At 51.1% G+C, this 12,034-nt stretch carries 10 protein-coding genes; 4 read left to right on the forward strand and 6 right to left on the reverse strand.

Annotated elements, in window-relative coordinates:
- The first annotated feature begins 4 nt into the window (after window positions 1–4).
- The gene (gene fadA / locus J6J34_RS03610; protein ID WP_301720942.1) at window positions 5–1,171 is read left to right on the forward strand and encodes an acetyl-CoA C-acyltransferase FadA; all 1,167 of its coding nucleotides are present in this window, start codon (window positions 5–7) and stop codon (window positions 1,169–1,171) included.
- 105 nt (window positions 1,172–1,276) lie between these two features.
- A complete protein-coding gene (gene tusA, locus J6J34_RS03615; protein ID WP_301720940.1) occupies window positions 1,277–1,513 on the forward strand; it encodes a sulfurtransferase TusA in 237 nt (78 codons plus the stop codon).
- Window positions 1,514–1,664: 151 nt separating this feature from the next.
- Here the strand turns inward: tusA and J6J34_RS03620 are convergent, their stop codons facing one another.
- Window positions 1,665–2,144, reverse strand: a complete 480-nt coding sequence (locus tag J6J34_RS03620; protein WP_301720939.1) for a GNAT family N-acetyltransferase — start codon at window positions 2,142–2,144, stop codon at window positions 1,665–1,667.
- Window positions 2,137–2,751 carry a DNA-3-methyladenine glycosylase I gene (locus J6J34_RS03625; protein WP_301720938.1) on the reverse strand — a complete coding sequence of 205 codons (615 nt, stop codon included), beginning with the start codon at window positions 2,749–2,751 and terminating at the stop codon, window positions 2,137–2,139. The genes J6J34_RS03620 and J6J34_RS03625 overlap by 8 nt, the downstream gene beginning before the upstream one ends.
- Before the next feature lie 84 nt (window positions 2,752–2,835).
- On the opposite strand from J6J34_RS03625, the gene glyQ reads away from it, so the two are divergent.
- Entirely contained in the window at window positions 2,836–3,741 is a 906-nt protein-coding gene (glyQ, locus tag J6J34_RS03630; RefSeq protein ID WP_301720937.1) for a glycine--tRNA ligase subunit alpha, read from the forward strand.
- A 3-nt stretch (window positions 3,742–3,744) separates the two neighbouring features.
- Window positions 3,745–5,811, forward strand: a complete 2,067-nt coding sequence (glyS, locus tag J6J34_RS03635; RefSeq protein ID WP_301898505.1) for a glycine--tRNA ligase subunit beta — start codon at window positions 3,745–3,747, stop codon at window positions 5,809–5,811.
- A gap of 93 nt (window positions 5,812–5,904) precedes the next feature.
- On the opposite strand, the gene gyrB is transcribed toward glyS, so the two are convergent.
- The 4 genes from gyrB to dnaA are packed head-to-tail and all read right to left on the reverse strand — an operon-like array spanning window position 5,905 to window position 11,989.
- Window positions 5,905–8,325, reverse strand: coding sequence for a DNA topoisomerase (ATP-hydrolyzing) subunit B (gene gyrB / locus J6J34_RS03640; RefSeq protein WP_301720935.1), 2,421 nt, complete (start codon window positions 8,323–8,325; stop codon window positions 5,905–5,907).
- Window positions 8,326–8,335: 10 nt separating this feature from the next.
- Window positions 8,336–9,418, reverse strand: coding sequence for a DNA replication/repair protein RecF (recF, locus tag J6J34_RS03645; RefSeq protein WP_301720934.1), 1,083 nt, complete (start codon window positions 9,416–9,418; stop codon window positions 8,336–8,338).
- Between the two features lie 22 nt (window positions 9,419–9,440).
- Window positions 9,441–10,541, reverse strand: coding sequence for a DNA polymerase III subunit beta (gene dnaN, locus J6J34_RS03650; protein ID WP_301898506.1), 1,101 nt, complete (start codon window positions 10,539–10,541; stop codon window positions 9,441–9,443).
- Between the two features lie 56 nt (window positions 10,542–10,597).
- Complete coding sequence (dnaA, locus tag J6J34_RS03655; RefSeq protein ID WP_301774983.1) at window positions 10,598–11,989, reverse strand: chromosomal replication initiator protein DnaA; 1,392 nt, start codon at window positions 11,987–11,989, stop codon at window positions 10,598–10,600.
- Window positions 11,990–12,034 lie beyond the last annotated feature (45 nt).

Raw genomic sequence — 12,034 nt, forward strand, 5'->3', positions numbered from 1 at the left:
AATTATGAAAGACGTAGTTATAGTCGACTGTATTCGCACCCCTATGGGGCGCTCAAAAAACGGCGTGTTCCGTAACGTTCGCGCTGAAGACCTCTCTGCAGAACTTATGAAAGGCCTGTTGGAAAGAAATCCGCAGGTCGACGTAAACGAATTGGAAGATATTTACTGGGGCTGCGTACAGCAGACCCTGGAACAAGGCTTCAATATCGCACGGAACTCTGCGTTAATCGCAGGTATTCCGCACCACGTAGCTGGTGTTACCGTGAACCGCCTGTGTGGCTCATCCATGCAGGCCATCCACGATGCCACCCGTGCCATTATGGCCGGCGACGGTGAAATCTTTATCGCCGGCGGCGTTGAGCACATGGGGCACGTACCTATGACTCACGGTATCGATTTTCACCCCGGCATGAATAAGTCAGTTGCCCGCGCCTCTGGCTCCATGGGTATGACCGCTGAGTTGCTGGCGCGAAAATTTGAAGTGGACCGTGCTGCGCAAGACGCCTTTGGTGCCCGTTCGCACCAACGCGCTCATGCCGCGACTACTGAAGGCCGTTTTGCCAAGGAAATTCTTCCTATTCAAGGACATGATGCTGATGGCGTCCTGCGCTTGATCAGAACCGACGAGACCATTCGTCCGGAAACCTCCGTAGAAGGTCTCGCTCAGTTACGCCCGGTCTTTGATCCGGCCAACGGTACTGTGACCGCGGGTACCTCGTCGGCATTGTCCGACGGTGCTGCCGCGACCTTGATCATGTCTGCCGAGAAAGCCAAAGCCTTGGGCCTGACGCCACGAGTAAAAATTCGTGCCATGGCGGTCGCCGGCTGCGATCCGTCCATTATGGGCTTTGGCCCGGTTCCTGCGACCAAGAAAGCGCTACAGCGTGCAGGCTTAAGCATTGATGATATCGACCTGTTCGAGCTCAACGAAGCTTTCGCTGCACAATCACTACCCGTGCTGAAAGGTCTTGGTTTGCTGGAGAAAATGGACGACAAAGTCAACTTAAACGGCGGTGCAATTGCACTGGGTCACCCACTGGGCTGTTCTGGCGCGCGTATTTCGACCACGCTGATCAACCTGATGGAAGAGAAAGACGCGACCTTTGGTGTAGCCACCATGTGTATCGGACTTGGCCAGGGCATCGCCACCGTATACGAGCGCATGAGCTAACCTGCGCTTTTGCCGCACGCGGTTTTACCGTAAAATAAAAGCCGTAGCAGTGAACTGCTACGGCTTTTTTATTAGAAAGTAGTTGCCCTGCTAAAAGGAACCCGCGTGACACAAGCGATAACACAAACCCTCGACACCCTTGGGCTTCGTTGCCCCGAGCCAGTGATGCTGATCCGCGCCACCATCCGTAAACTGGAACAGGGCGACTTACTCGAAGTCATCGCCGACGACCCCGCCACCACCCGCGACATCCCAAGCTTTTGCCGCTTCATGGATCATCAGCTCGTCATTGCTGAAACGACTTCAGCACCGTATCGGTATGTCATTCGCAAAGGGAGCTAAAGGCGCGCGCGTGGCGGAGGCCGTGTGCGAGGGTGGCGGGGTATTTCCAAGGGTGTCGGCCGCATGGATGCGGCCGCCAAGCCCCCACGGACGGGTTTACGGCGTCCCTTGGAAATACCCTGCCACCCTTGCACTGAAGGCCGAAGCCGAGCTAGATGTACTTTTGCCAGAACTCCGCTTTGCCGGTGGCTTCGTCGAGTTGGTAGGGCTTGAAACCGAATTTGTCGTACGCCAGCTTGGCTGGCTCGTTGCCTTCCAGCACCTCGAGCGTCAGTTTCACGCAGCCGCGGAATTGCGCCAGAGTTTCTACCTCCTGCAGCAAGCGTTTGGCAATGCCCTGACCGCGAAAATCTTTGATCACCGCGATATCGTGGATGTTCATCACCGGCTTCGCGGCAAAGGTTGAGAAACCTTCTACGCAGTTCGCCAAACCGACAGGCTCATCGTCAACGAAGGCCAATAACGAGAATACATAATCGCGTTTTGCCATTTCGTCGACCAAATTCTGCCGGGTCTCGTCAGGTAACGCCTCGCCACCACCCATCGGATCTTGCGCGTAATCATTTAACATAGCGACCACCGCCTGGCGATGCTTCGGATTTTGATAGTCAGCTAAAGTAATCTCAACCATGATGCTCTCGTGATGTTAAGGAAAAATTACGCATTTCCCGACAAACCTCATCGTAACAATGACAGTCGACCACATGGTCGTTGACCATGCCGACAGCCTGCATGAATGCGTAACAAATCGTTGTGCCTACAAAGCTAAAGCCTGCTTTCTTCAGGGCTTTGGCCATAGTATCAGAAACTTCATCAGAGGTGGGGATGTCATCACCCTGTCGGGCGAAGATCCGCGGCGTTCCATCGCTAAACTGCCAGAGAAATTCAGCAAAGGGCTGCCCTTGCTCACGCAAGTCCACATAGGCCCGGGCGTTCTTGAAAATGGACTCAATTTTAAGCCGGTTGCGTACTATGCCCGCATTTTCCATCAATTCCGCTTTGTAGCTTTCTGGAAGTTGCAGGATTGCATCAGGATTAAAGTCACAAAAGGCAGCCTCGTAATTCGCTTGTTTTCGCAAAATCGTCAGCCAACTTAAACCTGCTTGCTGACCGTCCAGACACAGCTTTGCAAACAGCTCCTGACTGTCGGCCACCGGGCGCCCCCACACCTCATCGTGGTAGCGTACATAGTCTGGCGCAGTGCCACACCAACTGCATCGTTGCACAGATGTCTGCATTTTTAGCCGCGCTCCTGTAACCCTTGCTCAACAAAGGGTATAATTTACGCCACTTTTGATTAAAAATCAGCACGAGAAGAACACATGGCCAGCTACGATGTAAAAACCTTTCAAGGTCTCATCCTCGCGCTCCAGGATTACTGGGCGCAACAGGGGTGTGCGATTGTGCAACCCCTCGATATGGAAGTAGGCGCAGGCACTTTTCATCCAATGACGTTTTTACGCGCCGTTGGCCCTGAACCAGCCAACTTTGCCTATGTGCAGCCTTGTCGCCGTCCTACTGATGGCCGTTATGGCGAAAACCCCAACCGGCTACAGCACTATTATCAGTTTCAGGTCATTTTGAAGCCCTCTCCGAAGAATATTCAGGAACTTTATCTGGGTTCATTAGAGCTGCTTGGATTTGACCCCCTGGTTCACGATATTCGCTTCGTCGAAGACAACTGGGAATCCCCCACGCTTGGCGCCTGGGGCCTGGGCTGGGAAGTCTGGCTTAATGGTATGGAGGTGACCCAGTTCACCTACTTCCAGCAGGTCGGCGGCCTGGAGTGTCGGCCGGTTGCCGGTGAGATTACTTATGGTCTGGAGCGCCTGGCGATGTACATTCAGGGTGTTGATAGTATTTATGATCTGGTCTGGACCGATGGTCCGCGCGGTACGATTTTCTACCGTGACGTGTTCCACCAGAACGAAGTAGAACAGTCCACCTATAACTTCGAACATGCGGCGGTAGATGTCTTGTTTGACCGATTCGACGCCTGCGAGCGCGAGTGTAAGCACTTACTCGAGCATAATTTGCCGCTGCCGGCATACGAACAGGTGATGCGTGCCTCACACGCATTTAACCTGCTCGATGCCCGCCACGCAATATCGGTAACCGAACGTCAGCGGTATATCCTGCGTGTTCGTACCATGGCGAAAGGCTGCGCTGAAGCCTACTATGCGGCGCGTGAAGCGCTTGGTTTTCCACTGGCAGAGCAAGGAGCTTAAGACGTGCAATACGCTACTCTCTTAGTTGAAATCGGTACCGAAGAGTTACCTCCAAAAGCGCTGAAAGGCTTAAGCGAAACCTTTGCGCAGAACCTTGCCCAACAGCTTACGGATAACACGCTGAAGCATGGCGCCGTGCAGTGCTTCGCCACCCCGCGTCGGCTGGCGATTCAAATACAGGATGTTGCGGCGCAACAAGAAGACCAAGTGGTTGAGAAGCGCGGCCCTTCAGTTGATGTAGCTTTCGATGGCGACGGTAACCCCACTAAGGCTGCCCAAGGCTGGGCACGCTCAAATGGCATTAGCGTCGACCAGGCCGAGCGCCTTAAAACAGACAAGGGCGAATGGTTACTCTACAAAGCTGAAGTCAAAGGGCAGCCCCTAAGCGCCCTGCTAGCAGATTTCGTGCAGCGGGCGCTTGAGCAGTTGCCTGTCGCAAAACCTATGCGCTGGGGTAATGGTAACGTTCACTTCATCCGCCCTGTTCACACAGTGACGCTGATGTATGGCGATGAACTCATTGCCGGTGAAGTATTAGGAATTGCCTCGGCAAATAAATTGCTGGGCCACCGATTCCATTGCCCGCAAGGCACACAGCTGATGCATGCCGACGAATACGAGGAAACTCTGGAGTCGGCTTGGGTTATTGCCGACTTCGCAAAGCGCCGCGCTCGAATTGAAGATGGCATCCGTGTCCAGGCGCAGCAAGCCGGAGGTCAGGTCCGTGCTGACGAGGCGCTACTTGATGAGGTGACGGCGCTGGTTGAGTGGCCGGTCGCGCTGACAGCCAGCTTTGACAAAGGCTTTTTGGACGTACCTAAAGAGCCACTGATTGTCACCATGAAGGACGATCAGCGTTACTTCCCGTTGGAAGACCAGCAAGGCCAGCTACTGCCCCACTTCGTGTTCATTACCAACATCGATAGCAAAGATCCCGAACAGGTCATTTTGGGTAATGAGCGAGTCGTTCGCCCGCGCCTGGCAGATGCCCAATTTTTCTATGAAACAGACAAAAAGACCGCTCTCGAAGAGCGCGTCAATGCCCTTGATAATGTTCTGTTTCAGAAGAAGCTTGGCAGCATCAAGGACAAATCTGATCGCATTGCACAAGTCGCAGCTGGCATTGCAGATATGCTGGGTAGCGACAAAGAGATTGCGCAACGCGCAGGTTTCTTATGTAAAGCCGACCTGGTGTCCCAGATGGTGCTGGAATTCCCCGAAACACAAGGTGTGATGGGGATGCATTATGCGCGCAATGATAATGAAGCTGAAGGCGTTGCTGAGGCCATTTACGAGCACTACCTGCCACGGTTTAGTGGTGATGCCCTGCCCCAGACCATTCCAGGCTGTGCGGTAGCTCTGGCTGACAAGCTGGACTCACTGGTAGGTATCTTTGGGATTGGTCAGGTTCCGAAAGGCGATCGCGATCCGTTTGCGCTGCGTCGTGCCGCCATAGGTTTACTGCGTATCATCGTCGAAAAAGACCTGCCGCTCGATCTGAACGATTTGGTGCAGCTGTCGCGGAAAAGCTTTGGCGACCTGCTAACCAGTGAGAGCGTTCACGACGATGTGGCGGAGTTTTTGCTAGGCCGCTTCCGTCCGTGGTATCAGGACCAGGGAATTAGTGTCGATGTGATTCAGGCGGTTCTCGCCCGTCGCCCAACGGCGCCGGTCGATTTCGACCAGCGGGTGCATGCTGTTGCAGCCTTCCGTAAGCTGGAAGAAGCCCAGGCCCTGGCCGCTGCCAACAAACGGGTAGCAAATATCTTAGCCAAGCTTGATAGCCCTGTTGCAACGAAAATCGACAGCGGCCTGTTAAGCGCCAGTGAAGAGATAGCACTGGTTAAGGCTCTGGAAGAGGCTGAGCTACGCGCAAACGATGCACTCAAGCACAACAACTATACTGGAGCTTTAAAGGCTCTGGCGGCCTTACAGAAGCCCGTAGATGCGTTCTTCGACAATGTCATGGTTAATGCAGAGGATGACGCCGTGCGCACTAACCGGCAGGCAATTTTACAACGGCTACGCGAACTCTTTTTGCAGATCGCTGACATTTCAGTACTAAACTAATCTTTAGCACTTTAAGTAGCTAAAGCATTGATAAGAAATAAAAAAGGAGCCAAATGGCTCCTTTTTTTCTGCTTTGATAGCTGCAACCCTTGGTTAAACGTCCAGGTTGGCCACTTTCAATGCGTTGGTTTCGATAAAGTCGCGACGTGGCTCTACATCATCGCCCATCAGCGTAGTAAATAACTGATCAGCAGCAATCGCATCCTCAATGGTAACTCGCAACATGCGACGAGTTTCAGGATCCATCGTCGTTTCCCAAAGCTGCTCAGGGTTCATCTCACCAAGACCTTTGTAGCGCTGAATATAAACGCCCCGCTTGGACTCACTGATCAACCATTCAACAGCTTCAACAAAGTCATCAACAGGTTTCTCTTTGTCGCCGCGACGGACATAACCGCCCGGCTCTACCAAGCCATTAATCTTCTCACCGATACTGACCAACTGGTCATAGTCGCGAGACATTAAAAACTCGAAATTTAACGGATAGTTGGTATCGATACCATGCTGACGCACAATCACTACAGGCAAATGCAATTTACGCTCTTCGTCAAACTGGGTCGACATAGTGTACGTAGCTGAGTTGATTTCACGAGTGGTCAAATCGTTCTGCAGCGTTGCAATCCAGTTCTGCATACCGGACTCATCTTTCATCAGCTCTTCGGTTAACCGTGGCGCATAAACCAGACGTTGTAAAAACGTCTCAGGCATACGACGTGACAACCGTACTTTGATAGCGTTCTGCACTAGCTGGTAATCATTTACCAGACTCTCCAGGTGTGGACCAGAGATGCCTGGTGCGTCAGCGTTGACGTGCAAGGACGCGTTCTCTAGCGCCATACTGGTTAGATAGGCAATCAAACCCGGATCATCTTTGATATAGGTTTCTTGCTTGCCCTTCTTCACTTTGTACAATGGCGGCTGAGCAATATACATATAGCCACGTTCGATCAGTTCAGGCATTTGACGGTAGAAAAAGGTCAACAGCAGCGTACGAATGTGCGAGCCGTCGACGTCAGCATCCGTCATGATGATGATACGGTGGTAACGTGTTTTGTCTGGATTGTATTCGTCTCGACCGATACCACAACCTAGGGCTGTAATCAGAGTTGCGACTTCTTGCGACGCGAGCATCTTATCGAAACGCGCTTTTTCGACGTTCAGGATTTTACCTTTCAGTGGCAAAATGGCTTGGAACTTACGATTCCGCCCTTGTTTTGCCGAACCGCCTGCAGAGTCACCCTCCACTATGTAGAGTTCGGAAAGTGCTGGGTCTTTTTCCTGACAATCAGCTAACTTACCCGGCAAGCCAGCTAAGTCGAGCGCGCCTTTACGGCGAGTCATGTCGCGAGCTTTACGCGCCGCTTCACGAGCACGTGCAGCATCGATAATCTTACCTACGATTATCTTTGCTTCGTTCGGTTGCTCAAGAAGGTAGTCCGCTAGCTGTGCATTCATCGACTGCTCGACTGCGGTTTTCACCTCAGATGAAACGAGCTTTTCCTTGGTTTGTGATGAAAATTTCGGATCCGGTACTTTCACCGAGATCACTGCCGTTAGACCCTCTCGCGCATCATCACCCGTTGCATTGGTCTTGTATTTTTTATTCAGCCCCTCTTTTTCCATGTAGGAATTAAGGGTGCGCGTCAATGCAGCACGGAAGCCAGCTAAGTGTGTTCCGCCATCCCGTTGAGGAATGTTATTGGTGTAACAATAAATATTTTCCTGAAACGAATCATTCCATTGCATAGCCACTTCAACCGCAATACCGTCATCACGATCTAAGGTAAAGTGGAACACGCTCTGGTGTATTGGGGTTTTCTTATCGTTCAAATATTCGATGAATGCAGCAATACCACCTTCATATTTGAAGTGGTCTTTACGGTCGTTACGTTCGTCTTGCAAAATAATCGAAACGCCCGAGTTCAAGAACGAAAGCTCACGAAGTCTTTTCGCCAAGATATCGTAGTGAAATTCTACGTCAGCGAAGATCTTAGGGCTCGGCCAAAAACGTAGCTCGGTACCGCTCCGCTCTGTGTCGCCGATTTGTTTTAGTGGTTCAACCGGATCACCAAGTTTATAGAACTGCTCGTAAACGTGACCTTGGCGACGGATAGTTAATTGCAACGTATCGGATAGCGCGTTTACAACAGACACACCTACACCGTGTAAGCCGCCTGAAACCTTGTAAGAGTTATCATCGAATTTACCACCCGCATGCAATACGGTCATGATGACCTGAGCCGCGGAAACGCCCTCTTCCTCGTGCAAGTCGACAGGAATACCCCGTCCATCATCTTTAACCGAAACAGAGCCGTCGGAGTGAATCGTGACAACGATATCTTTACAGTGTCCAGCAAGTGCTTCGTCTATCGAGTTATCGACGACCTCAAACACCATGTGGTGCAAACCCGTGCCATCATCGGTGTCTCCGATGTACATGCCTGGGCGTTTACGAACGGCATCAAGTCCTTTTAAAACTTTAATACTGGACGAATCGTAGTTATTTTCTGCCATAACGGTTTCTCTATAGTTCCTTGACGGTTCCATGTTCCACGTGGAACATTCTGGTATCAGCGCTTCGAATTATCTCAGGCAGTTCGCCCTTATTAATCGCTGAAACGAATAACTGTGCTTTAGTCGCGACCAATGCCTCGCAGAACTTCTGCTGGCTACCGGCATCTAGTTCTGCCGTAATATCGTCGACCAAATAAATACATTGTACTCCTGTTTTCGCGAAGAGGTACTCGCCTTGCACCACTTTTATCGCTGCAACAAAGAGCTTAAGCTGACCTCGCGAGAGGATAGATTTCACGTCCTCCCCATTTGCCAACATTTTAAGCTCGGCTTTATGAGGTCCTACAATAGCATGACCGTAACGGTCTTCGGCGGATTTGTTTTTAGCCATAGCGTCCCGCAACGACAAATCGCCATCCCAACCCTGCTTTAAAATGATTTTAAAATCATATTCCGGCAAAAAGTGCTTCAGCCTATCAAGTAAGACCGGCTCAAAGCCCGACCAATACTTTTGCCGTTCAGCCGCCACTTGCTCGCCAAGTTCCGCAAACTTTGTATCCCAATAGTCCCCTTCCTGACCCACGCGGCGTTGCTTTAACAAGCTGTTACGTTGTTTCAGTACGTGATTGAAACTGGTAATTTCACCGATATAGCGATGTTCCACGTGGAACACTCCCCAATCGAGGAATTGTCGTCGGACTCTGGGACCACCTAAAACAAGCTCGACAGTCTCTGGTGTCATCAACTGAACTGGCACTAATTGGGCCATTTGCCCGAATCGCCGAACCAGCTCACCATCCACCCTTATCTTTACCAATCCCTCGCGATCGCGTTGGAATCCGAGAGCATGTTTATCGCCCTGCTCATCCGTACCTCGGGCAAAAATCGTAAAACTCGATTGCTCATGTCGGATAATCTGTTTATGGGTTCCAGGGCGGAACGAACGCCCCGACCCCAAACAATAGATCGACTCAAGTAAACTGGTTTTACCGCTGCCATTGTGACCAACGATTAAATTGATCTGACGCCCGGGTAAGAGTTTTGCCTCTTCGAAATTTCGAAAATCCGTGAGCGTCAGTGCGTCAATATGCATAACGGGCTACAACGGTCTCCACCTACAGACGCATCGGCATAACGACATAGAGCGACGAGTCGTCTTCGTTATCTTCAATTAATCCGCTCGCGTCCGGACCCGAAAGGGTCATTTTAATCTTCTCGCCATGAATGGTGTTCAGTACATCGATCAGATAACTGACGTTAAAACCGATCTCCAGGCTATCGCCCTCGTACTCGACTTCGATGACTTCTTCTGCGGTTTCCTGCTCAGGGTTGTTCGCGGTCAGGCACATTTCACCACTACTCAGGGTTACACGCACACCCCGGTATTTTTCATTGGACAAAATCGCTGCGCGCGAGCAGGCTTGCTTAAGCACATTACGATCAGCGACGACAAACTTATCACCACCTTGTGGAAGTACGCGACGGTAGTCCGGGAAGCGACCGTCTACCAGCTTACTGGTGAACGACATACCATTAGTTTCAACACGGATATGATTTGCACCAATGGCGACTTTCACTTCGTTATCAGCGTCATCCAACAAGCGCATCAACTCAGTGATGCCTTTGCGCGGTACGATCACCTGACGGCCTGTCAGGTTAGGCTGAGGGATTTCAACTGCACTCATCGCCAGGCGGTGACCATCCGTTGCGACCGTGCGCAATGTGTTCGCATCCGTCTCAAACAACATACCGTTGAGGTAGTAGCGCACATCCTGGTTCGCCATTGAGAAGTGAGTACGCTCCATCAGATCGCGCAGGACACTCTGTGAGGTGACCAACTGGATATCACTATCCCAATCGTCAATATTGGGAAAATCTTCTGCAGGCAGCGTTGCTAAGGTGAACTTACTACGCCCTGAACGAATCGTCGCCTTTTCGCCACTGGCACTCACTTCAACTTGTGCGCCGTCGGGTAAGCTACGGACGATATCCACCAGCTTTTTCGCTGGGACGGTCAGTTGCCCTTCTTCGCCACCTTCAATATCACATACAGAAACCAACTCGACTTCAAGGTCGGTTCCGGTCAGGCGTACATGGTCAGACGCGACCTGTATCAATACATTCGATAAAATTGGAATCGTATGGCGCCGTTCAACAGCGCCACTGACCACTTGCAGCGGCTTTAAGAAAGCATCGCGATTGATGGTAAATTTCATCCCGTTAGTCCCCTGTAGTCGTATCCCTGCAGCACCGGCCTTTTTACCACCTGCTCTTAGGCTGATAACGTGCGGATTAAGTTTCTATAGTCTTCTTTTATATCATGTTGCGCGTCTTTTAATTCTTGAATTTTTCGACACGCATGTAAAACGGTTGTGTGGTCACGGCCACCAAAGGCATCGCCGATTTCCGGTAAACTGTGGTTAGTTAGCTCTTTGGCTAACGCCATGGCCAGTTGTCGTGGCCTCGCGACCGAGCGGCTGCGGCGCTTCGACAGTAAATCCGCCATCTTAATGTTGTAATATTCGGCGACGGTCTTTTGTATATTTTCTATGGTCACCAATTTTTCTTGCGCCGCAATCAAGTCCCGTAGAGCCTCGCGCACGAAATCAATAGTGATCTGCCGTCCGGTCAGATTTACATTGGCCGCGAGACGGTTTAGTGCGCCTTCGAGCTCGCGCACATTTGAGCGCAACCGTTTTGCGATGAAAAACGCGACCTCATGAGGCAAGGTAATTCCCCGCTCTTGCGCTTTACGAATTAAAATCGCAACTCGCGTTTCCAGTTCCGGAGGCTCAATAGCAATAGTAAGTCCCCAGCCAAACCGCGAACGCAAACGATCCTCGACCCCTTCAATTTCTTTTGGGTAGAGATCACTGGTCATTATAATCTGCTGATTACCTTCAAGTAAGGCATTAAAAGTATGGAAAAACTCTTCTTGCGAGCCTTTCTTATTAGCAAAGAAATGGATGTCATCAATAAGCAATGCATCAACTGAACGGTAGTAACGCTTAAATTCATTAATTGAGTTATTTTTCAGTGCGTTAACCATGTCCTGGACAAAACGCTCGGCACGCATATAGAACACTTTCGCGCCCTTTTTATTGGCCATGATGGCATTACCCACGGCATGCAGCAGGTGGGTTTTACCTAACCCGGTGCCACCGTAAACAAACAAAGGGTTGTAGACGCCACCCGGGTTCTCGGCAACCTGTGATGCTGCCGCCCGTGCCAGTTGATTGGACTTACCTTCAACGAAGTTATCGAAGGTATATTCAGGATGGATATTGCATTCAAATGCAGGAGCCGGACCATCGTCATCCCAGGGGCTCTGGCGGCGACTTGGTCGCTCTGCGGCACGACGAGGTTCTGCTTTTTTAGCAGCCGGCGGTTCGCTGCCATTGGTTTTACGTTCGATACCACCCACGGCGAACGAGACATTGGGAGTGTCCCCACCTTTCTCTTTTGCGGCTTCACCCAAGTAGTCGTTGATCAGGTTAAGATATTTATCTTTTACCCAATCAACCACGTACATATTTGGCGCATACAATGTCAGCGTTTGGTCTGCCAGGTCTGCTTGAAGAGGACGGATCCACGTATTGAAATGTTGCGTCGACAGCTCGCTCTGTAGGCGTTCAGTACATTGCTCCCACAGCGATTTATTCACACTCGACTCCCTGCATTTTTTATCGCAACGGCGATCCTCGCTGAG

It is taken from the genome of Pseudidiomarina terrestris (genome assembly GCF_030466405.1).
GTDB lineage: Bacteria > Pseudomonadota > Gammaproteobacteria > Enterobacterales > Alteromonadaceae > Pseudidiomarina > Pseudidiomarina terrestris.